Here is a 20,675-nt window from a genome sequence, read left to right as displayed (position 1 = left end):
TTCGAGACGATGCTCAACAAGTACGCACGCGCGTTCGCCACGAAGATCTTCACCCCCCTGGCGCGCCTCCTGCTGCGGCTGGGGGTCACCCCCGACGCGGTCACGATCGTCGGGACCCTCGGGGTGGTCGCCTGCGCGCTCGTGCTGTACCCCACCGGGCACCTCTTCTGGGGATCGCTGGGCATCACCGTCTTCGTGCTGTCCGACACGATCGACGGGACGATGGCCCGCATCCGGGGGCGTTCGGGGAACTGGGGCGCCTACCTGGACTCCTGCCTGGACCGGTTCGCCGACGGTGCGATCTTCGCCGGGCTCGTCGTGTGGTTCGCCCGCGGCGGCGACAGCGACCTGACCGCCGGGCTGGCCCTGGCCTGCCTCGTCCTGGGCAGCGTCGTGTCCTACGTCAAGGCCCGCGCCGAGGGGCTCGGCCACACCGCGAACGTCGGCATCGCCGAACGCGGCGAACGGATCGTCGCGGTCCTCGTCGGCGCCGGCTTCGTCGGCCTCGGGGTCCCGCTGCCGTTCCTGCAGGTCATCCTCGGCCTGCTCGCGCTCGCCAGCCTCGTCACCGTCGCCCAGCGCATGACGACCGTGCGGCGCCAGGCGCTGGCCGCCCCCGCCGCCGACGCGTGAGCGCGCGCGACCGGCTCACCACCGCGGGCTTCCGGCTGGGCTGGCGCCTGACGCGCGCCCTGCCCGAACCCCTCGCCGTCGCGGCCACCGCCCGCCTCGCCGACACCGTCGCCGCCCGCGGCGGGCCCCGGGTGCGCCAGCTGCGCCGCAACCTCGCCCGCGCCCGCCCGCAGGCCACGGCCGCCGAGCTCGACGCCCTCGTCCGCGACGGGCTCCGCAGCTACGCGCGGTACTGGCTGGACGTCTTCCGGCTGCCGTCCTGGTCGCCGGAGCGGATCACCGGGACCGTCCGCGCCCGGGGCGCCGAGCGGGTGCGCGCCACGCTCGGCTCCGGCCGCGGGGTCGTCTGCTTCCTGGGGCACCTGGGCAACTGGGACCACGCCGCGGCCTGGGCGACGTTCGACCTGGCCCCCGTCGTCACCGTCGCCGAGCGGCTCGAGCCCGAGGCGGTGTACCAGGAGTTCCTGGCCTTCCGCCGCTCCCTCGGGATGGAGGTCCTGCCGCTGGGCGACCCCGCGACCTTCCCGACGCTGCTGCGCCGGCTGCGGGCCGGGGCGTTCACGGCGCTGCTGGCCGACCGCGACCTGTCCGCCACCGGGGTGCCCGTCGACTTCCTCGGCGAGCGCGTGTCGATGGCCGCCGGACCCGCCACGCTCGCCGTCGCGACCGGGGCCGCGCTGGTGCCCGTCGGCGTGTTCCACGAGATCCGCGACGGTGAGCGGGTGCTCGTCGTCGACTTCCGCCCCGAGGTCCCCGTCCCCGCCCCGGCACCGGGGGAGAGCACCCGCGAGCACCGGCGGCGGGCCGTGGCGACCCTGACGCAGCGCTGCGCCGACGAGATCGCCGCCGCCGTGCGGGCCCACCCCGACGAGTGGCACGTCCTGCAGCCCCTCGTCCCCGCCGGCCCGGAGCGCTGACGGTGCGCATCGGCATCGTCTGCCCGTACGCCTTCGACGTCCCCGGGGGCGTGCAGTTCCACGTCCGCGACCTCGCCGAGCACCTCATCGGGCTCGGGCACCACGTCCGCGTCCTGGCCCCCGCCGACGACGAGTCGACGCTGCCGCCGTTCGCCGACCCCGGCGGCAGCGTCGTCGCCGTGCCCTACAACGGGTCCGTGGCCCGGCTCTCGTTCGGCCCGGTGACCGCGGCGAAGGTGCGCCGCTGGCTCACCGACGGCGCGTTCGACGTCCTGCACGTGCACGAACCGCTCTCGCCCAGCACCTCCCTGCTGGCGCTGTGGGCCGCCACCCCCGAGCTCAGCGGTCCCCTCGTGGCCACCTTCCACACCGCCAACCTGCGCTCGCGGGCCATGCAGGCGGCGTTCCCGCTGCTGCGGCCCAGCCTGGAGAAGATCTCGGCGCGCATCGCCGTCAGCGAGGACGCCCGGCGCACCGTGGTCGAGCACGTCGGCGGCGACGCCGTCGTCATCCCCAACGGGGTGTTCACCGGCGACTTCGCGCGCGCCCCGCGGCGGCCGGAGTGGACCGGCACCCCCACCGCGCCCGTCGTCGCCTTCGTCGGGCGGCTCGACGAACCCCGCAAGGGGCTGCCGCTGCTGTGCGAGGTCGTGCCCCTCGTGCGGGCCGCCCTGCCCGGCACCCGCTTCCTGGTGGCCGGCCGCGGGGACGTCGAGGCGGCCCGCGCGCTGCTGACCGACCCCGCCGACCGGCGGGCCGTGGAGTTCCTCGGTCCGGTCGACGACCGCGCCAAGCAGTCGCTGCTGGCCGGGGCCGACGTCTACCTCGCCCCGCACACCGGCGGGGAGAGCTTCGGCATCGTCCTGGTGGAGGCCATGGCCGCCGGGGTCGCCGTCGCCGCCGCCGACCTGGGCGCCTTCCGCCGGGTCCTGGGCGAGGGGGCGCACGGAGCCCTGTTCGCGTCCGGGAACGCCCGGGCCGCCGCCGCGACGGTCCTGGCGCTGCTGCGCGACCGGCCCGCCCGCGACCGCCTCGCCCGGGCCGGGCAGGTCGCCGCCGGCCGCTACGACTGGTCCGTCGTGGCCTCGGAGGTCCTGGCCGTCTACGAGACCGTCGCGGCGGGGGCCCGGTGACGGCGCTCGTCTGGGCCCTGACCGGGCTGCTCGTGCTCGCCGCGCTGGCCGGGTGGCTGTCGGCGACCGCCCAGCGCGTGGACCGGCTGCACCGGCGCGTGGAGACCAGCCGGGCCGCCCTCGACGCCGAGCTGACCCGCCGGGCCGCCGCGGCCCTGGAGTACGCGACCTCCGGTGAGCTCGACCCCGCCTCCGCCCTCGTGCTGGCCGACGCCGCCACGGCCGCGCTCGACGCCCCCCGCACCCCCGCGGCGCTGCGGGAGGCCAGCGACGCCGACGACGCCCACCGCTGGCGGGCCGAGAGCGACCTGACCCGCGCCCTCGGCGCGGCGCTGCCCCCCGCCGACGGGCCAGGACTGGCCCGGGTGGCCGACGCGGCCCGCCGGGTGGAGCTCGCCCGCCGGTTCCACAACGACGCCGTCGTGCAGACGCGCCGGTTGCGCGGCAAGCGGATCGTGCGCTGGGCGCACCTCGCCGGGCGGGCCCGGGTGCCGGAAACGGCCGACTTCCTCGACGAGTTCCGCGGTGGGGGCGGCGGCGTCGCCGGGTCGTAGGATGACGCCCCCTGAACCGTCCGGACGATCGCGAGGCGACGACCCAGTGAGCACCGACAGCACGACCAGCGGCCCCAGCGTCGGGACCAGCCGCGTCAAGCGCGGGATGGCCGAGATGCTCAAGGGCGGCGTCATCATGGACGTCGTCACCGCCGAGCAGGCCCGCATCGCCGCCGACGCCGGTGCCGTGGCCGTCATGGCCCTCGAGCGCGTCCCCGCCGACATCCGCGCCGAGGGCGGCGTCTCGCGCATGTCCGACCCGGACGTGATCGAGCAGATCATCGACGCCGTCTCCATCCCCGTCATGGCCAAGGCCCGCATCGGCCACTTCGTCGAGGCGCGGGTGCTGCAGTCCCTCGGCGTCGACTACATCGACGAGTCCGAGGTCCTCACCCCGGCCGACTACACCCACCACATCGACAAGCACGAGTTCACCGTCCCGTTCGTGTGCGGGGCGACGAACCTGGGGGAGGCGCTGCGGCGCATCACCGAGGGCGCGGCGATGATCCGCTCCAAGGGCGAGGCCGGCACCGGTGACGTCTCCAACGCGGTGACCCACATGCGGACCCTGCGCGCCGAGATCAACCGGCTGCGCTCGACGCACCCCGACGAGCTCTACGTCGCCGCCAAGGAGATGAGCGCCCCCTACGACCTGGTCAAGGAGGTCGCCGAGACCGGGAAGCTGCCCGTGGTGCTGTTCACCGCCGGCGGCATCGCGACCCCCGCCGACGCGGCGATGATGATGCAGATGGGCGCCGAGGGCGTGTTCGTCGGCTCCGGCATCTTCAAGTCCGGCAACCCCGCCCAGCGCGCCGAGGCCATCGTCAAGGCGACCACGTTCCACGACGACCCCGACGTCATCGCCAAGGTCTCGCGCGGCCTGGGCGAGGCCATGGTCGGGCTCAACGTCGAGGCCATCCCCGAACCGCACCGGCTGGCCACCCGCGGCTGGTGAGCGACCCCCTCGGCCCGGAGTGGGGCCACGGCCCCGACGGCCGCCGCACCCGCAGCGCGTCCCGCGTCGTCCTGCTCGACGACGCCGGGCGCGTCCTGCTGCTGCGCGGGACCGACCCCGCCCGCCCCGGCACCGACTGGTGGTTCACCGTCGGCGGGGGCCGCGGACCGGGGGAGGACGCCCGCGCGGCCGCCGTCCGGGAACTGCGCGAGGAGACCGGCCTGGTCGTCGACCCCGCCGTCCTGGACGGCCCGGTCTGGGTCCGCACCGCGGAGTTCGACTTCCTCGGCGCCGCCTGCCGCCAGCACGAGGAGTTCTTCGTCCACCGCGTGCCGGCCGCGACCGCCCTGGACGACGCCGGGTGGACCGACCTGGAGCGGTCGTCGGTGAGCGGGTGGCGGTGGTGGGCCCCCGCCGAGCTCACCGCCGCGGCGGTGACGCACTACCCGCCCGACCTGGCCCGGCTCCTGGCGCAGCTGCCCGCGGTCTGGACCGGGGAACCGCTCACCGTCGAGTGACCCCCGGCCCGCGCCCGGTCAGCCGCGACGCACCAGCCGCTCCAGCACGTCCACGGCCACCACGAGGCAGTCCTCGTCGACGTCGAACTCGGCGTGGTGGTGCGGGCCGGGGTTGCCCCCGCCCACCAGCACGTACGCGGCCGTCCCGCCGGCGTCCTGCACCTGCCGCATGAACAGCGTCGCGTCGTCGCTGCCGGACATGGTGTGCGTGCGGCGGAACTCCAGGACGTGCCCGGCCGTCTCCGGGGCGTCCTCCACCGCCAGCTCCACCAGGTCGATCACCGCGTCGTCGGGCACGGTGCCGGCCGCCGCACCGGTGACCTCCACGGCCACGTCCACGCCGTAGGTCGCCGCCGCACCGCGCACGGCCCGCAACGCCCCGTCCCGCAGGTCCTCGTGGGCGCGGTCGGTGCTGCCGCGGACCTCGAAGGTCAGCCGGGCGCTCGCGGGCACGATGTTCGCCCCGCCCCCGGCGTGCAGGGTGCCGACGTTGACGCGGGTCTCCCCGGCGCTGTGGCGGGGCAGGCCCAGCAGGGTCAGCGTCGCGCTCGCGGCGGCGGCCAGCGCGTTGCGCCCCCGCTCCGGCGCAGCGGCGGCGTGCGCGGCCTCCCCGGTGAACTCCACCGCGAACTTCGTCGTGGCCAGCGCCCCCGTGGCGCCGCCGACGACGGTGCCCACCGGCAGGTCCAGGCCCACGTGCACGGCGAGCATCCGGTCGACCCCGGCCACGACGCCCGCGGCGACCATCGGCCGAGCGCCGCGCACCCCTTCCTCGGCGGGCTGGAACACCAGGCGCAGGGTGCCGGGGAAGTCGCGGTCGGCCAGCCGGTGCAGCAGGCCCACCCCGATCGCGGTGTGCGCGTCGTGCCCGCAGGCGTGCATCCGGCCCGTCGTGGACCCGAAACCCTCCCGCTGCGGCCGGTGGTGCGCGGCGGTGGACTCGGTGACGCCCAGGGCGTCGAGGTCGCAGCGCAGCCCCCACACCGGGCCGGGCCGGTCCCCGGTGATCTCGGCGACCAGGGCGGTGCCGTGGTCGCGGAAGAACGCGGCGCGGTCGGCGGGGGTGCCGGCGGCCACGGCCCGCTCGGCCCAGCTGGCGCGCTCGGCGGCGTCGGGGTAGCCGGACACGTCGCCCAGGTCCATCGCCTCCGCCCCGGTGCGCAGCGTCAGCGGCAGCCCGGCGAGCTCGGTCTCCACCCGCCACGCGGTGCGGATCTCGCAGAAGCCCGGTTCGGCGTGGCGGTGCAGGTCGCGGCGCAGCCGCACGAGGTCGTCGCGGTTCACGGTGGTCGTCTCCAGATCGGTCGGGGTCGCTCGGGTCACTCGGGCAGGCGGATCGGACCGCCGGGGCCCAGGGGCAGGTCGAAGGCGAAGAACAGGCCGAGGACCACCAGCCACACGACGAGGAAGGGCAGCACGAACACCGCCATGCGCGACATCACCGTCCCCAGCTTCGCCCCCGGTTCCCAGCGCTGGACGAGGGTCAGCAGGATCACCAGGTAGGGGTTGAGCGGGCTCAGCGGGGAGGACGCCGAGTCGCCGATGCGGAACGCGGCCTGCGTCAGCGCCGGGTCGTAGCCGAGCAGCATGAACGCCGGCACGAACACCGGGGCGACCAGCGACCACAACGCCGACCCGGACGTGATGACGAGGTTCAGCGTGAACACCAGCAGCACGAACAGCACGACGGCGGTGAACCCCGTCAGCCCCACCGACTCCAGCAGCGCGGCCCCCTCGACGGCGAGCCAGGACCCGAGGTTGGACCAGCTGAACAGGGCGATGGCCTGGGCGATGACGAAGATGAGGACGACGTAGCCGGCCATGGTCTTCACCGACTCGGCCATGACCGCCGGCAGCGCGTCGCGCCCGGGCAGCGTCCCCGCGACCACCCCGTAGACGATCCCGGCGAGCAGGAACGCGCCGAAGATCACCGGGATGACCCCGCTCAGCAGCGGGGAGGGCACCAGGGTGCCGCCCTCGCCCTGCAGGGGGCTGCCCGGCCACAGCCACGCGAGCGCCAGGCCGCCGAGGTAGACGACGAGGACGGCCACGGTCGCCAGCAGGCCGCGGCGCTGCGCCGGTTCCAGGCGCAGGCTGCCGAGGTCGTCGGTGGCCGCGGTCGAGGCGGCCGCGTCGAAGGCCCCCAGGCGCGGTTCGAGGACGCGGTCGATGAGGAAGCCGCCCAGCAGACCCAGCACGACCCCCGAGGTGGCGGTGAAGGCGATGTTCATGAGGACGTTCAGGTCCGACACGTCCGCACCGGGCAGCACCGAGGCGGCCTCGACGGTGATGCCGTACAGCAGCGTGTCCAGGACGCCGACCAGCACGCCGCCGGAGTACCCGGCCACGACGCAGGCGAAGGTGCCGATCATCCCGGCCACCGGGTGCCGGCCCGCCTTCAGGAACACCAGCGCGGCCAGCGGCGGCAGCACGATGGTGGCGACGTCGCTCATGACGTGCCCCTGGCAGGCGACCAGCGCGACGGCGTAGGGCACGACGCGGCGCGGGGCGCGGCCGAAGACGGCGGTCACCGCCGCCCCCAGCAGCCCGGACCGCTCCGCGACGCCGACGGCCATCAGCATCATCAGCACGGTGCCGAACGGCGGGAAGGAGGAGAAGTTCGTCGCGAAGCTCGACAGCAGCCACAGGACGCCGTCGGTGGACAGGAACCCCTGCACGGGCAGGACCTCGTCGCTGCCGGGCACGGTGACGGTGGCTCCCGCCCACGCCATCGCGCTGGAGACCAGCGCGATCGCCGCGAACAGGTAGCAGAACAGGAAGAACGGGTGCGGCAGGGCGTTGCCGGCCCGCTCGATGCCGCGCAGGACGCGGTCGAAGGCGCGTGCGGCGGGCGAGGGACGCGCGGTCGTGGACGCGGACACGGGGCTCCTCGGGGGTCGGGGGCGCAGGGCGCGGGGAGGACGGCCACGAGCGGTGGCCGCCGCGGCTGGTGACGACCCACCCTGCGGGTCGTGGCAGTCTCGGGGCCCGAAGTGGCGGATAGTGCCACGCAACGGCGGTCGGGAGGCGGATCGGGTCGTGTTGAGCGAAGCCGACCTGGAACTGGTGGAGGCGCTGCAGATCGCCCCGCGCGCCAGCTGGGTGCAGCTGGGGGAGGTGCTGGACCGGTCCCCGGCCTCGCTGGCGCGGCGCTGGCAGCGGCTGGAGTCCACCGGCCGGGCGTGGACGGCCCTGGTGCCCTCGGCGCGGGCGCTGGAGGAGATGGCCCTGACGCACGTGCAGGTCCGCTGCCGGCCCGGGCAGGTCCAGCGGGTCGCGCGCGACCTCGCCGAGGACCACCAGGTGCTCACCGTCCACTCCATCACCGGCGACTACGACGTCCTGCTGCTGCTGCGCACCGACGGGGCGGCCTCCCTGGAGCGCTACCTCGGCGAGCGGATCGGCTCGCTGCCCGGGGTCGTGCGGCAGCGGGCGCTGCCGGTGCTGCGACCGGTCCGGCACGGCAGCACGTGGCGGCTGGGGACGCTGGACCCGCAGCAGCGCCGGCGGCTGCGCGAGGCGGCCCCGCCGCCCCCGTCCCCGGGGGCGCGCCCGGCCCCGTTCGACGAGCGGGTGGTGGCGGCGCTGACCGTGGACGGTCGCGTCACCGCGACCGAGCTGCAGGAGCGCCTGCGCGACGAGGGCGACGGGACGCGCTCCAGCCTGAGCACCGTGCGCCGCGACCTGGCGCGCGTCCTGCGCTCACCCGCGGTGACCGTCCGCTGCGAGGTGTCCGCCCCCGAGGCGGGCTGGCCGATGGCCGGGGTCCTGTGGTGCCGGCTGCCCGCGGCCCGGCTCAGCGAGCTGGCCGCCGGGGCGTGGGACGACGGGACGGAGTTCGGCGCCGGGCTGCCCGAGGCCCGCTCGTGCACCGTCGTGGCCGGCAGCGTCAACCTGCACCTCACCGTGTGGCTGCGCGGCATGTCCCACCTGCAGGCCATCGAGCACCGGCTCGCCGCGCTCGAACCGGAGCTGGAGGTGGTCGACCGCTCCGTCGTGCTGTCCAGCCTGAAGCGCATGGGGGCCCTGCTGGAGGACGGGCGCCGCGTGCGGGCGGTCCCCACGGCCCTGCTGGGCGGGGGGAGCTGGTGAGGACCCGCCCAGCCCCTACGCTGCCGCGGTGAGCGCACCGCACCCCACCGTCGGCGTCCTGGCCCTGCAGGGCGACGTGCGCGAGCACGTGGCCGCGCTGGAGGCCGGCGGGGCGCGCGCGGTGCGCGTCCGGCGGCGCTCGGAGCTGGAGGACGTCGACGGGCTGGTCCTGCCCGGCGGTGAGTCGACGACGATCGACCGGCTGCTGCGCGTCTTCGAGCTGCGCGAGCCCCTGCGCGCCCGGATCGCCGACGGCCTGCCGGTGTACGGGTCGTGCGCGGGGATGATCCTGCTGGCCGACCGCCTGCTGGACGGTGCGCGCGACCAGCAGACGCTGGGCGGCCTCGACGTCACCGTGCGCCGCAACGCCTTCGGCCGCCAGGTGGACTCCTGGGAGGAGGACCTGGAACTGGCCGGGATCACCGGGGCGGGGCCGCCCGTGGACGCCGTCTTCATCCGCGCCCCGTGGGTCGAGGAGGCCGGGCCGGACGTCGAGGTGGTCGGCCGACTGGGCGCCGGGCCCGCCGCGGGTAGGATCGTCGCCGTGCGGCAGGGCGCCCTGCTGGCCACGTCGTTCCACCCGGAGATCACCGGGGACGACCGGGTGCACCGCCACTTCGTGGCGATGGTGCAGCAGCGCCTCTGAACGGGCACACACGTTTTTCGAACGGCCAGGTTTCAGCGAGGCGGAGGGAAGCACATGTCCGGCCACTCCAAGTGGGCGACGACCAAGCACAAGAAGGCCGTCGTCGACGCCAAGCGCGCCAAGAGCTTCGCTCGGCTCATCAAGAACATCGAGGTCGCGGCCCGCACCGGCGGCGGCGACCCGGCCGGCAACCCGACGCTCTACGACGCCATCCAGAAGGCGAAGAAGACCTCGGTGCCGGCCGACAACATCGACCGCGCCGTCAAGCGCGGCTCCGGGGCCGAGGCCGGCGGTGCCGACTGGCAGACCATCACGTACGAGGGCTACGGCCCCAACGGCGTCGCGCTGCTCGTCGAGTGCCTGACCGACAACAAGAACCGGGCCGCCATGGAGGTCCGCACCGCGATGACCCGCAACGGCGGCTCGCTGGCCGACCCGGGGTCGGTCGCGTACATGTTCAGCCGCAAGGGCGTCGTGGTCGTCGGCAAGGAGGGCACCAACCTCACCGAGGACGACGTGCTCACCGCGGTCCTGGAGGCCGGGGCCGAGGAGGTCACCGACCAGGGCGACACCTTCGAGGTCGTCAGCGAGGCCACCGACCTCGGCGCGGTCCGCGACGCGCTGAAGGAGGCCGGCATCGAGTACGACTCGGCCGACAACAGCTTCGTCCCCAGCGTGCAGGTCCCGCTGGACGCCGAGGGCGCCGCGAAGGTGTTCCGGCTCATCGACGCCCTCGACGACTGCGACGACGTGCAGAACGTCTACGCGAACTACGACGTCTCCGACGACGTCCTGGCGGCCCTCGAGGACGCCTGACGCTGCGGGCGAGGACCGGTCACGGCCCCCACGACGGCTTCGTGCCATCGTGGGGGCCGTGCGCGTCTTGGCGGTCGACCCCGGGCTGACCCGTTGCGGGATCGGGGTGGTCGACACCGTCGCGACGGGCCGGCGGGCCGCGATGGTCGGCGTGGGGGTCGTCCGCACCCCGGCGACGGACCCCGTCGAGGCGCGGCTGCTGGCGATCAGCGAGGGGCTGGAGTCCTGGCTGGACGAGCACCGCCCCGACGTCGTGGCCGTCGAGCGGGTCTTCGCGCAGTCCAACGTGCGCTCGGTGATGGGGACCGCGCAGGCCGCGGGGCTGGTGCTGGTGGCGGCCGCCCGCCGCGGGCTGCCCGTGGCGATGCACACCCCCAGCGAGGTCAAGGCCGCCGTCACCGGCAACGGGCGCGCCGACAAGGAGCAGGTCACCGTCATGGTCACCCGCATCCTCGGCCTCGACGCGCCCCCGCGACCGGCCGACGCGGCCGACGCCCTGGCCCTGGCGCTGTGCCACCTGTGGCGCGGGGGTGGGACCTCCCGGCTGGAGGCCGCCGCCCACGGCGCGCTCGTGACGGGGCGCCGGAACGCCTACGCCGAGGCCGAGGCGGCCGCCAGGCGCCCGCGCAGGAACGTCGTCGTCCGCTCCCAGGCCAGCTCGGCCGACTCCCGCCGGTAGCTGGGCCGCTCGTCGTTGTAGAACGCGTGCGGGGCGGGGTACTCGTGCACCGTCACCTCGACCCCGGCCTGCTCCCGGATCCGCTGCGCGGTGGCGTGGACGGCCTCGAGCGGGACGGAGGTGTCCTCCTGGCCGTAGTGGCCCAGCACCGCGGCCCGCAGCCCGGAGTAGTCGGTGTCCGGGCCGGGGACGCCGTACCAGGGGACGGCCGCGCCGATCCGCTCGCCCTGCTGCGCGGCCAGCGTCAGGACGAACGCACCGCCCATGCAGAAGCCCACGGCACCGACCGCGGCCGACGTGGTCTCCGGCCGCTCGAGCAGGTACGTCACGGCGCCGGCCAGGTCGCGGGCCGCGCGTTCGGGCGGCAGCTCGGCCAGGAACCGCGCCGCCTCGGCGGAGTCGTGGGTCGTGCGGCCGCCGTACAGGTCCGGGGCCAGCGCGACGAACCCCTCGGCGGCGAGGCGGTCGACGACGGCGACGACGTGGTCGGTCAGGCCCCACCACTCCTGGACGACGATCACGCCGGGTCCGCCACCGGACGCGGGCGTGCGCAGGTAGCCGTGGGCGTGGCCGGTCTCGGTGCCCGGGGCGTCGAAGGTGACGTTCTGGCGCGGGTTCTCGTGCTGCTCGTGGCTCACGGTCGCACTCTGCACCCGGCGCCGCGGCGGCGCGCCTGGGGGGTCGTGTCGGCGGGGGCGTCTAGCCTCTCGTACACGTGTTCGTGCTCGTTCGTCCCTGGAGGTGTGGTGATCGCGTCGGTGCGCGGGCAGGTGCTCGCGGTGCGGCTGGACTCCGCGGTCGTGGAGGTCGGGGGGGTCGGCATGTTCGTCCTGGCCGCCCCGGCGACCCTGGCCGGTCTGCGCGTCGGTGAGGAGGCGCTGCTGCACACCACCCTGGTGGTGCGCGAGGACTCCCTGACGCTGTTCGGGTTCGCCGACGCCGACGAGAAGGAGGTCTTCGAGATCGTCCAGACCGCCTCCGGCGTCGGGCCGAAGATGGCGCTGGCGATGCTCGCCGTCCACCGCCCCGACGGGATCCGCGCGGCCGTGGCCGCCGAGGACCACGCGGCCCTCGTGCGGGTCCCCGGCATCGGGAAGAAGACCGCGCAGCGCATCTGCCTGGAGCTGGGCGACCGGCTGGGCCCGCCCTCGGGCGCGGCCCCGGCGCAGGCGGCCGTCCCGACCGGTGACGCGCGCAAGGACCAGGTCGTCGAGGCGCTGGTCGGCCTGGGGTACCCGCTCAAGCAGGCCGGCGACGTCGTCGACGTCGTGCTCGGCGGCCCGGACGGTGGCCCGGACGGGGACTCCCCGGCCGACCTCGACGTCGCCGCCACGCTGCGGGCGGCCCTGCGGCACCTGTCGGGCCGCTGATGGAGGACCGTCTGGTGACCACGGGGGCCGACGAGCGCGAGCGCGCCGCCGAGTCCGCCCTGCGCCCGCACGGCCTCGACGAGTTCGTCGGGCAGAAGGTCGTGCGCGAGCAGCTGTCCCTCGTCCTGGACGCGGCCCGGGCCCGCCGGGCGCCGAGCGACCACGTCCTGTTCTCCGGCCCGCCCGGGCTGGGCAAGACGACGCTGGCGATGATCGTCGCCGAGGAGATGGGCGCGCCGCTGCGGCAGTCCAGCGGGCCGGCGATCCAGCACGCCGGGGACCTGGCCGCCGTGCTGAGCTCCCTGGACGAGGGCGAGGTCCTGTTCCTCGACGAGATCCACCGGATGGCGCGCCCGGCCGAGGAGATGCTCTACATCGCGATGGAGGACTTCCGGGTCGACGTCGTCGTGGGCAAGGGGCCGGGCGCGACGGCGATCCCGCTGGAGCTGCCGCGCTTCACCCTGGTGGGGGCCACGACGCGGGTGGGGCTGCTGCCGGCGCCGCTGCGCGACCGGTTCGGCTTCACCGGGTACCTCGACTTCTACACCGCCGAGGAGCTGGTGCAGGTGCTGCGCCGCAGCGCGTCCCTGCTGGGGGTGCAGCTGACGGCCGAGGGGGCCGCCGAGATCGGCCGCCGCTCGCGCGGGACGCCGCGCATCGCCAACCGGCTGCTGCGGCGGGTGCGGGACTGGGCCCAGGTGCGGGGGTCCGGGATCGTCGACCGCGCGGCCGCGCGGGCCGCGCTGGCGGTGTACGAGGTCGACGAGCGCGGCCTGGACCGGCTCGACCGCGCCGTCCTGGACGCCCTGTGCCGCCGCTTCGGCGGGGGGCCGGTGGGCCTGTCGACGCTGGCCGTCGTCGTGGGCGAGGAGGCCGAGACCGTCGAGACGGTCGCCGAGCCGTTCCTGGTGCGCGAGGGGCTGCTGGGCCGGTCCCCGCGCGGGCGGATCGCCCTGCCGCAGACGTGGGCGCACCTGGGGCTGACCCCGCCGCCGGACGCGGCGGGTTCGGCGTGGCAACCCGCCCTGGACGACGAGGATCCGCCGGGGCCGACCGGGTGACCCCTAGACTCCTCGGGCGAGTCGGTCCCGCGCGGGTCCTGCGGAACCAGGCAGGTCGTCGCCGCGTTGGGTCGGCCGAGTCGGCACAGGGCCGGCGCAGGCACCGGCGAGCCGTCGATCCCGCCGGTGCGGAGAGGGATTGTCGTGGGTGGTAGCAGCAGCTCCTTGTTCTTCCTGCTGATCATGGCTGCCCTGCTGGTGTTCATGTTCAGCCGGACGCGCAAGCAGCAGAAGGCCCAGCAGCAGATGCAGAACAGCATCGGTCCGGGCTCGGAGGTCATGACGACCTCGGGCATGTTCGGCACCGTGGTGGAGCGGACCGACGAGTACGTCGTCATCGAGATCGCCCCCGGTCTGCGGACCCGGTGGACGCCGCGGGCCGTGGCGCGCGTGGTGACCCCGGCCGAGCAGGTCCCCGACTCGCTGGAGGGGCTGGACCTCACCAAGCGCGACGACGTCCCCACCCGTGAGCAGGACACGCCGGGTGACGACACCCAGGGCGGTGCTCCCCGTCCCTGACGACTACTGGTAAGACAGCAGTCGTCCACGAGCAGTGACAAGCTTGTGCTGACCGGGTGACGCTCCGTCACCCGGTCGGCCCCTGTCCCGAGGTATCGAGTGTCCAACGACCGGCCCACCGGGCCCCCACGCGTGCGCCGCGGCGCACCGATCCGTCGACCCCGCCCCGGCCGCACGCTGGCGGCCATGGTGCTCGTCGTCGTCGCCGTCTTCGCCGCGGTGGGGGCCGGGTCGATCTGGAGCGACGCCCGCTGGTCGCCCGGGCTGGCCCTCGACCTCGAGGGCGGGACGCAGGTCGTCCTCACGCCGCGCTCGCTCACCGGCGGGGCCGTCCCGACCGAGCAGGTCGAGCGCGCGGCCGAGATCATCCGCCAGCGCGTCGACGCCACCGGCCTGTCCGAGACCGAGGTCCAGGTCCAGGGCGGGCAGAACATCTCCGTCTCGATCCCGGGGCAGGCGACCCGCGAGCAGCTCGACCTGATCTCGCAGTCGGCGCAGCTGCGCATGCGCGTCGTGCTCTACGCCGAGCCGACGCAGGCGCCCGCCGCCGAACCCACCCCCAGCCCGACCGACGGGGCCACGCCCACCGACGGCGCGAGCGCGACCCCCGAGCCCACCGCCACGGTGACCTCGACGGGCGAGCCGACCCCGACGCAGAGCGCCGACGGCGCCGCGGCCCCGGCGGCCCTGCAGGCCGCGACGACGCCGCCGGCCGAGGTCCCCGCCGACACCGCCACCACCCCGCCGACGCTGGCCGACATCGCGACCCCGACGCCCACCCCCGGTCCCGGGCAGCCCAGCAGCACGCCGTCCGTCGCGCCGACCGACGCCAGCGACCCGGCCTGGCGGGACATGCCCGAGGTCGCCCAGCTCTTCTACGCCCTCGACTGCTCCGACCCGGCCCAGCGCCAGGGCGGCATCGTCGACGACCCGGCCAAGCCGCTGGTGACCTGCGCCCAGGACGGCTCCGTCAAGTACGTCCTGGGCCCGGCCGAGCTCCAGGGCACCGACCTCGTCAGCGCCACCTCGGCGCAGGAGACGAACAGCTCCGGGTTCAACACCGGCCGCTGGGTCGTGCGGCTGAAGTTCAACGCCGAGGGTGCGCGCACCTTCTCCGACCTCACCACGCGCATCTCCACCCTGGAGTCGCCGCGCAACCAGTTCGCCGCCGTCCTCGACGGTCTCGTCGTCACCGCCCCCTCGGTGGACCAGCGCTACGGCGCCGACGTCGACATCACCGGGAACTTCACCCAGGAGTCCTCCGAGGCGCTCGCCCAGCAGCTGCAGTTCGGCGCCCTGCCGGTCTCCTTCCGGGTCGACACCGAGCAGCAGGTCTCGGCGACCCTGGGCTCGGACCAGCTGCGCAACGGCCTGATCGCCGGGCTCGTGGGCCTCGTCCTCGTCGTGGCGTACATGCTGGTGCAGTACCGCGCGCTCGGGCTGGTGACCGTCGCCAGCCTCGTCCTGGCCGCGGCCCTGAACTACGGCGTCATCCTCCTGCTGGGCTGGCTGCAGGGCTTCCGCCTGAGCCTGGCCGGCGTGGCCGGGCTCATCGTCTCCATCGGGGTCACGGCGGACTCCTTCATCCTGTTCTTCGAGCGGGTGCGCGACGAGATCCGCGACGGGCGCATCCTGTCCTCGGCCGTGGAGGCCGGCTGGCGCCGGGCCCGGCGCACGATCCTCGTCTCCGACGCCGTCAGCCTGCTGTCGGCGGTCGTGCTGTACCTCCTGGCCGTCGGCAACGTCCGCGGCTTCGCGTACACCCTGGGCATCACGACGATCATCGACCTCGTCGTGGTCGTGCTCTTCACCCACCCGGTCGTGGCCCTGCTCGCGAGGACGAAGTTCTTCGGCGGCGGGCACAAGCTGTCCGGGTTCGACCCCGAGCACCTCGGGTCGGTCGTGGCCCGGCACGCGCTGCACCACGGCGAGCACCGCCCGACGGTCGCCGAGCTGCGCCGGGCCGAGCGCGAGGCCGCGCGCGAGAAGGCCCGCAGCGGCGGCGGGACCGAGGCCGGGCACGGCGCGGACGACGAGAACGAGGGCGGTTCCTGATGGGCATGGCGCAACTGGGCAACCGGCTCTACACCGGTGAGTCCGCCTTCGACTTCGTGGGCCGCCGGAAGCTGTGGTTCCTCATCGCCGGCGCGCTCGTCCTCGTCTCGGCGGTGCTGCTGTGGAAGCCGGGGCTCACGTACGGCATCGAGTTCGAGGGCGGCACGGAGTTCCGCGTGTCGGGCACCTCCGACCAGCAGGCCGCGCGCGAGGCCGTCGAGGCCGTCGTGTCCGGTTCGGTCCCCACGGTCACCACCGCGGGATCGGGGGTCCGCGTCCAGACCGAGACGCTGACTACCCAGCAGCTCGACGCCGTCAGCGGTGAGCTCGCCCAGCGCCTGGACGTCCCGCGGGACAACGTCACGACCTCGACGGTCGGGCCGAGCTGGGGCTCCGACGTGACGCGCAAGGCCCTCACCGGGCTCGTCGTGTTCCTGGTGGTCGTCTCGATCGTCATGGCGCTGTACTTCCGGGCCTGGACGATGGCGGTCGCCTCGCTGGTCGCCCTCTTCCACGACCTGATCATCACCGCGGGGGTCTACGCGCTCACCGGGTTCGAGGTCACGCCGGCGTCGGTCATCGGGTTCCTCACCATCCTGGGGTACTCGCTGTACGACACCGTGGTGGTGTTCGACAAGGTGCGCGAGAACACCGAGGAGGCCTTCCTCCACCGCGACCGCACCTTCGCCGACGCCGCCAACCACGCCGTGAACCAGACCGTCGTGCGCTCGGTCAACACGACCGTCGTCGCGCTGCTGCCCGTCGCGGCCATCCTCTTCATCGGGGACCTGCTGCTGGGCGCCGGGACGCTGCGGGACATCAGCCTGGCCCTGTTCGTCGGGATGCTCGTCGGGGCGTACTCGTCCATCTTCGTGGCGACCCCGCTGCTGGTGACGCTGCGCACCCGGGAGGCGCGGGTCGCCGCGCTGGACCGGGACGTGCGCGCCGGCGCGCAGGAACCGGCGGCCTCGCAGTGACCTCGTCGCCGACCGCCGGTGCCGGGTCGACCTCGGCGGTCGTGGCCGCCGGGATCCGCGACGTCCCGGACTTCCCGCAGCCGGGCGTGGTGTTCAAGGACATCACCCCGCTGCTGGCCGACCCCTCCGCCCTGAGCCGGGTCACCGCCGCGCTGGTGGAGGTGGCGCAGCAGGTCGGCGCCACCGTGATCGCCGGGATCGAGGCCCGCGGGTTCATGCTCGCCGCGCCCGCGGCCGAACGGGCCGGCCTGGGGTTCTGGCCCGTGCGCAAGGCGGGCAAGCTGCCGCCGCCGGTGCTGCGCCGGGACTACGCGCTGGAGTACGGCACCGCCGCGCTGGAGCTGGCGGCCACGGCCGTCCGCCCCGGCGAGCGCGTCCTGCTGGTCGACGACGTGCTCGCCACCGGCGGCACGGCCCGCGCGGCCTGCGAGCTGCTGGAGGAGGCCGGGACCGAGGTCGCGGCCCTCGTGGTGCTCCTGGAGCTGGCGGCCCTGGGCGGCCGCGCGCCGCTGGGGGACCGGCCCGTGGTGGCCCTGCGCACCGAGCCCTGAGGCCGGGCCCGGGGCCGGGCCCCGGGCCGGGTGGCGCGGCGCTGACCGGTGGTGTCACGCCGTGCCGGGCCGCGACCTAGACTGGACCCCCGGACGACGACGGAGGACGCCATGGCAGACGGCACCCACACCCACGCCGAGCCCCCCGCCGCCAGCACCCCGGCCCAGCCCGCGGCCACCCCCGAGGCGGGGGCGAGCCGGCCGGCGGCGATCGTCCCGGCGCCCGGCCCGGTCCAGCGCCCCGCGAACGGCTCCCGGCCCAACGGCCCCGAACGCCGCCGCGGTCAGGAGAGCTACACCGGCCCGGTGACCGCGGGGCGGATGCTGTCCCGGCTGGCCCGCTTCGGCCAGCAGCGTCAGCAGACCGTCTCGCCCGTGCTCGAACCGTTGCTGCGGACGGTGCGGACGACCCACCCCAAGGCCGACCTGTCGGTGGTGGAGAAGGCCTTCGAGCGCGCCGAGCGCGCCCACGACGGCCAGCGGCGCAAGAGCGGCGACCCGTACATCACCCACCCCGTCGCGGTCGCCACGATCCTGGCCGAGCTGGGCATGACCCCGCCCACGCTGGCCGCGGCGCTGCTGCACGACACCGTGGAGGACACCGACTACCAGCTCGCGACGCTGCGGGAGGAGTTCGGCGACGAGATCGCGCTGCTCGTCGACGGCGTCACCAAGCTCGACAAGGTCACCTACGGCGACGCCGCGCAGGCCGAGACGGTCCGCAAGATGATCGTCGCGATGGCCAAGGACATCCGCGTCCTGGTCATCAAGCTGGCCGACCGGCTGCACAACGCCCGCACCTGGCGCTACGTCTCGGCCAGCTCGGCGGAGAAGAAGGCCCGCGAGACGCTGGAGATCTACGCCCCGCTGGCGCACCGGCTGGGCATGAACACCATCAAGTGGGAGCTGGAGGACCTGTCGTTCGCGACGGTCTACCCCAAGGTGTTCGACGAGATCGTCCGGCTCGTCGCCGACCGCGCCCCGGCCCGCGAGGAGTACCTGCAGGGGGTGCGGGCCCAGATCGAGGAGGACCTCAAGAGCGCGCGGGTCAAGTCGACCGTCACGGGCCGGCCCAAGCACTACTACTCGATCTACCAGAAGATGATCGTCCGCGGCCGGGACTTCGCCGAGATCTACGACCTCGTCGGGGTCCGCGTCCTGGTCGACTCGGTGCGCGACTGCTACGCCGTCCTGGGCGCGCTGCACGCGCGCTGGAACCCGGTCCCGGGCCGGTTCAAGGACTACATCGCGATGCCCAAGTTCAACATGTACCAGTCGCTGCACACGACGGTCATCGGGCCCGAGGGCAAGCCCGTCGAGATCCAGATCCGCACGTACAACATGCACCAGCGCGCCGAGTACGGCGTCGCGGCGCACTGGAAGTACAAGGACGACCCCAACGCCGTCGCCGGGCAGGCGCGGCCGCAGACGGAGATGGACTGGCTGCGCTCGGTCGTGGAGTGGCAGCGGGAGTCCACCTCGGGCGACTTCCTGGACGACCTGCGCTGGGAGATCGGCGCGAACCAGGTCTTCGTGTTCACGCCCAAAGGCGACGTCCAGCAGCTGCCCGCCGGGTCCACCCCGGTCGACTTCGCCTACGCCGTCCACACCGAGGTCGGGCACCGCACGATGGGGGCCCGGGTCAACGGCCGCCTCGTGCCGCTGGACTCGACCCTCGACAACGGCGACCTCGTGGAGATCTTCACCTCCAAGGCCGACGGGGCGGCCCCCAGCCGCGACTGGCTCAGCTTCGTCAAGAGCCCCCGGGCGCGGAACAAGATCAAGCAGCACTTCTCGAAGGAGCGCCGCGAGGAGGCGATCGAGGAGGGCAAGGACGAGATCGCCCGCGCGATGCGCAAGCAGCACCTGCCGCTGCAGCGGCTGCTCACGCACGACTCCCTGCTCGTCGTCGCCCGCGAGCTGAACCACCCCGACGTGTCCGCGCTGTACGCGGCGGTGGGGGAGCGGCACGTCTCGGCGCAGCACGTCGTCGACAAGCTCATCGCGTCCGTCGGCGGGGAGGCCGCCGTCGAGGAGGACCTCGCCGAGGCCACCACCCCCGGCCGCAACCGGCCCAGCCGCAGCAGCGGCGAGGCGGGGGTCGTCGTGGCGGGCGCCGGTGACGTGTGGGTGAAGCTCGCCAAGTGCTGCACCCCGGTGCCCAACGACCCCATCGTCGGGTTCGTCACCCGCGGGGCCGGGGTCTCGGTGCACCGCGGCGACTGCGAGAACGTCGTCCGGCTGCGGGAGGAACCCGAGCGCATCGTCGAGGTGCAGTGGGCCTCGGCGATGCCGAGCGGGCAGGCGCGGCTGTTCCTGGTGCAGATCCAGGTCGAGGCGCTGGACCGGGCCCGGTTGCTGTCCGACGTCACGCGGGTCCTGTCGGACAACCACGTCAACATCCTGTCGGCCACGGTGAGCACCAGCCGGGACCGGGTGGCGCTGTCGAAGTTCTCCTTCGAGATGGCCGAGCCGAGCCACCTGAACCAGGTGCTGGGCGCGGTCCGCCGCGTCGACGGCGTCTTCGACGCCTACCGCGTCATGGCCTCGCGTCCGCAGAAGGGCTGAGCGGCCCGGTCCGGCGCCGGCCGTCGCGGGGCAGGGCCAGCGCGCGCCGCGCGGTCCGGACGTGCGCGCGGCCGCGGGCGAGCTCGCTGGCCGCCTGCACGGCCGCCTCGTCGAGCAGCCCCGCCGCGGCCAGCGCCGTGCGCAGCCGCTCCGCGCGGTGCGGGTGGACGGCGGCGACGTCGAGCAGGCCCCGCGCCGGCACGGTCAGGGTCAGCGGGCCCAGCGTCGTCAGCTCCCGCGGGTCGGGCCGGCGCCGGCTCACGGCGAACCGCAGCCCGGTCCCGGCCGGGACCGGCGGCAGCCGCCGGCCGCACAGCAGGACCTCGGCCGGGGTCCGCACCGGGTCGCCGAGGTGCACCCACAGCGCGGCCGCGCCGAGCACGACGGCGCCGGGCGGCAGCAGCAGGGCCAGCGCCCGGGCCCGCACCAGCGCGTCGACCCCCACGTCGGCGGCCACGACCACGTCACCGACCACCCGCTGGAGCACGCCCGCGCGCAGGTCGCGCTCGGTGCCGGCGCGGTCCGGCGCCCGCCAGGGGTGGGTGGGGTCGACGTCGGCGCCGCGGCGCAGGACGGAGGGGAGCCAGCCGGTGTCCACCCCCGCAGTCCAGCAGGTGCGCCCGGACGGCGC

General features: G+C 75.0%; 21 protein-coding genes. 17 read left to right on the top strand and 4 right to left on the bottom strand.

From position 1 onward, the window contains the following. Nucleotides 1–9: 9 nt before the first annotated feature. From pgsA to ACRYRX_RS07105, 6 genes are read left to right on the top strand one after another with little or no spacing between them, the layout of a single operon-like run. The gene (pgsA, locus tag ACRYRX_RS07130; protein WP_432511147.1) at nucleotides 10–633 is read left to right on the top strand and encodes a phosphatidylinositol phosphate synthase; all 624 of its coding nucleotides are present in this window, start codon (nucleotides 10–12) and stop codon (nucleotides 631–633) included. Continuing rightward, a complete protein-coding gene (locus ACRYRX_RS07125) occupies nucleotides 630–1,550 on the top strand; it encodes a phosphatidylinositol mannoside acyltransferase (protein WP_432511146.1) in 921 nt (306 codons plus the stop codon). The genes pgsA and ACRYRX_RS07125 overlap by 4 nt, the downstream gene beginning before the upstream one ends. A gap of 2 nt (nucleotides 1,551–1,552) precedes the next feature. Beyond that, nucleotides 1,553–2,683: a glycosyltransferase family 4 protein gene (locus ACRYRX_RS07120; RefSeq protein ID WP_432511145.1), complete on the top strand. Its 1,131-nt coding sequence runs from the start codon at nucleotides 1,553–1,555 to the stop codon at nucleotides 2,681–2,683. Further along, nucleotides 2,680–3,237, top strand: coding sequence for a hypothetical protein (locus ACRYRX_RS07115; RefSeq protein WP_432511144.1), 558 nt, complete (start codon nucleotides 2,680–2,682; stop codon nucleotides 3,235–3,237). Before ACRYRX_RS07120 ends, ACRYRX_RS07115 begins: the two co-directional genes overlap by 4 nt. Before the next feature lies 1 nt (nucleotide 3,238). Then, nucleotides 3,239–4,192: a pyridoxal 5'-phosphate synthase lyase subunit PdxS gene (pdxS, locus tag ACRYRX_RS07110; protein ID WP_432511143.1), complete on the top strand. Its 954-nt coding sequence runs from the start codon at nucleotides 3,239–3,241 to the stop codon at nucleotides 4,190–4,192. Continuing rightward, the gene (locus ACRYRX_RS07105; protein ID WP_432511142.1) at nucleotides 4,189–4,710 is read left to right on the top strand and encodes an NUDIX hydrolase; all 522 of its coding nucleotides are present in this window, start codon (nucleotides 4,189–4,191) and stop codon (nucleotides 4,708–4,710) included. Before pdxS ends, ACRYRX_RS07105 begins: the two co-directional genes overlap by 4 nt. A gap of 18 nt (nucleotides 4,711–4,728) precedes the next feature. Here the strand turns inward: ACRYRX_RS07105 and ACRYRX_RS07100 are convergent, their stop codons facing one another. Both ACRYRX_RS07100 and ACRYRX_RS07095 read right to left on the bottom strand, forming a co-directional pair. Beyond that, nucleotides 4,729–5,994 carry an amidohydrolase gene (locus ACRYRX_RS07100; RefSeq protein WP_432511141.1) on the bottom strand — a complete coding sequence of 422 codons (1,266 nt, stop codon included), beginning with the start codon at nucleotides 5,992–5,994 and terminating at the stop codon, nucleotides 4,729–4,731. Between the two features lie 35 nt (nucleotides 5,995–6,029). Further along, nucleotides 6,030–7,592, bottom strand: coding sequence for an AbgT family transporter (locus tag ACRYRX_RS07095; protein WP_432511140.1), 1,563 nt, complete (start codon nucleotides 7,590–7,592; stop codon nucleotides 6,030–6,032). Nucleotides 7,593–7,749: 157 nt separating this feature from the next. On the opposite strand from ACRYRX_RS07095, the gene ACRYRX_RS07090 reads away from it, so the two are divergent. The 4 genes from ACRYRX_RS07090 to ruvC are packed head-to-tail and all read left to right on the top strand — an operon-like array spanning nucleotide 7,750 to nucleotide 10,943. Continuing rightward, nucleotides 7,750–8,802, top strand: a complete 1,053-nt coding sequence (locus ACRYRX_RS07090; RefSeq protein ID WP_432511139.1) for an Lrp/AsnC ligand binding domain-containing protein — start codon at nucleotides 7,750–7,752, stop codon at nucleotides 8,800–8,802. Nucleotides 8,803–8,830: 28 nt separating this feature from the next. Next, on the top strand, nucleotides 8,831–9,448 hold the full coding sequence (pdxT, locus tag ACRYRX_RS07085) for a pyridoxal 5'-phosphate synthase glutaminase subunit PdxT (RefSeq protein WP_432511138.1): 618 nt from the start codon (nucleotides 8,831–8,833) through the stop codon (nucleotides 9,446–9,448). A 54-nt stretch (nucleotides 9,449–9,502) separates the two neighbouring features. Beyond that, the gene (locus ACRYRX_RS07080) at nucleotides 9,503–10,264 is read left to right on the top strand and encodes a YebC/PmpR family DNA-binding transcriptional regulator (protein ID WP_432511137.1); all 762 of its coding nucleotides are present in this window, start codon (nucleotides 9,503–9,505) and stop codon (nucleotides 10,262–10,264) included. A 58-nt stretch (nucleotides 10,265–10,322) separates the two neighbouring features. Further along, nucleotides 10,323–10,943 carry a crossover junction endodeoxyribonuclease RuvC gene (gene ruvC, locus ACRYRX_RS07075; RefSeq protein WP_432511136.1) on the top strand — a complete coding sequence of 207 codons (621 nt, stop codon included), beginning with the start codon at nucleotides 10,323–10,325 and terminating at the stop codon, nucleotides 10,941–10,943. On the opposite strand, the gene ACRYRX_RS07070 is transcribed toward ruvC, so the two are convergent. After that, nucleotides 10,856–11,581: a dienelactone hydrolase family protein gene (locus ACRYRX_RS07070; protein WP_432511135.1), complete on the bottom strand. Its 726-nt coding sequence runs from the start codon at nucleotides 11,579–11,581 to the stop codon at nucleotides 10,856–10,858. The genes ruvC and ACRYRX_RS07070 overlap by 88 nt on opposite strands. Nucleotides 11,582–11,689: 108 nt before the next feature. On the opposite strand from ACRYRX_RS07070, the gene ruvA reads away from it, so the two are divergent. From ruvA to ACRYRX_RS07035, 7 genes are all read left to right on the top strand, one after another. Then, nucleotides 11,690–12,313 carry a Holliday junction branch migration protein RuvA gene (gene ruvA / locus ACRYRX_RS07065; RefSeq protein WP_432511134.1) on the top strand — a complete coding sequence of 208 codons (624 nt, stop codon included), beginning with the start codon at nucleotides 11,690–11,692 and terminating at the stop codon, nucleotides 12,311–12,313. Further along, the gene (gene ruvB / locus ACRYRX_RS07060; RefSeq protein WP_432511133.1) at nucleotides 12,313–13,374 is read left to right on the top strand and encodes a Holliday junction branch migration DNA helicase RuvB; all 1,062 of its coding nucleotides are present in this window, start codon (nucleotides 12,313–12,315) and stop codon (nucleotides 13,372–13,374) included. Before ruvA ends, ruvB begins: the two co-directional genes overlap by 1 nt. Nucleotides 13,375–13,518: 144 nt before the next feature. Next, nucleotides 13,519–13,893, top strand: coding sequence for a preprotein translocase subunit YajC (gene yajC / locus ACRYRX_RS07055; RefSeq protein ID WP_432511132.1), 375 nt, complete (start codon nucleotides 13,519–13,521; stop codon nucleotides 13,891–13,893). A 186-nt stretch (nucleotides 13,894–14,079) separates the two neighbouring features. Beyond that, nucleotides 14,080–15,948, top strand: a complete 1,869-nt coding sequence (secD, locus tag ACRYRX_RS07050) for a protein translocase subunit SecD (RefSeq protein WP_432511131.1) — start codon at nucleotides 14,080–14,082, stop codon at nucleotides 15,946–15,948. Then, the gene (secF, locus tag ACRYRX_RS07045) at nucleotides 15,948–16,925 is read left to right on the top strand and encodes a protein translocase subunit SecF (protein ID WP_432511130.1); all 978 of its coding nucleotides are present in this window, start codon (nucleotides 15,948–15,950) and stop codon (nucleotides 16,923–16,925) included. Before secD ends, secF begins: the two co-directional genes overlap by 1 nt. Next, entirely contained in the window at nucleotides 16,922–17,476 is a 555-nt protein-coding gene (locus tag ACRYRX_RS07040) for an adenine phosphoribosyltransferase (protein ID WP_432511129.1), read from the top strand. The genes secF and ACRYRX_RS07040 overlap by 4 nt, the downstream gene beginning before the upstream one ends. 111 nt (nucleotides 17,477–17,587) lie before the next feature. Further along, the gene (locus ACRYRX_RS07035; RefSeq protein WP_432511128.1) at nucleotides 17,588–20,044 is read left to right on the top strand and encodes a RelA/SpoT family protein; all 2,457 of its coding nucleotides are present in this window, start codon (nucleotides 17,588–17,590) and stop codon (nucleotides 20,042–20,044) included. On the opposite strand, the gene ACRYRX_RS07030 is transcribed toward ACRYRX_RS07035, so the two are convergent. Continuing rightward, the gene (locus tag ACRYRX_RS07030) at nucleotides 20,016–20,642 is read right to left on the bottom strand and encodes a hypothetical protein (protein WP_432511127.1); all 627 of its coding nucleotides are present in this window, start codon (nucleotides 20,640–20,642) and stop codon (nucleotides 20,016–20,018) included. The two genes, ACRYRX_RS07035 and ACRYRX_RS07030, sit on opposite strands and share 29 nt — an antisense overlap. Nucleotides 20,643–20,675: the final 33 nt, after the last annotated feature.

Origin of the sequence: Kineococcus lubricus (assembly GCF_050871965.1) — a bacterium.
GTDB lineage: Bacteria > Actinomycetota > Actinomycetes > Actinomycetales > Kineococcaceae > Kineococcus.
This window is presented reverse-complemented; position numbering and strand designations above follow the sequence as displayed.

What these genes read in the sequence shown, in the direction of transcription:
- pdxS (WP_432511143.1), top strand. Translation starts at nt 3,239, where the DNA reads ATGACGCCCCCTGAACCGTCCGGACGATCGCGAGGCGACGACCCAGTG.
- ruvB (WP_432511133.1), top strand. Translation starts at nt 12,313, where the DNA reads ATGGAGGACCGTCTGGTGACCACGGGGGCCGACGAGCGCGAGCGCGCC.
- secD (WP_432511131.1), top strand. Translation starts at nt 14,080, where the DNA reads ATGGTGCTCGTCGTCGTCGCCGTCTTCGCCGCGGTGGGGGCCGGGTCG.
- secF (WP_432511130.1), top strand. Translation starts at nt 15,948, where the DNA reads ATGGGCATGGCGCAACTGGGCAACCGGCTCTACACCGGTGAGTCCGCC.
- ACRYRX_RS07080 (WP_432511137.1), top strand. Translation starts at nt 9,503, where the DNA reads ATGTCCGGCCACTCCAAGTGGGCGACGACCAAGCACAAGAAGGCCGTC.
- ACRYRX_RS07035 (WP_432511128.1), top strand. Translation starts at nt 17,588, where the DNA reads ATGGCAGACGGCACCCACACCCACGCCGAGCCCCCCGCCGCCAGCACC.
- pgsA (WP_432511147.1), top strand. Translation starts at nt 10, where the DNA reads ATGCTCAACAAGTACGCACGCGCGTTCGCCACGAAGATCTTCACCCCC.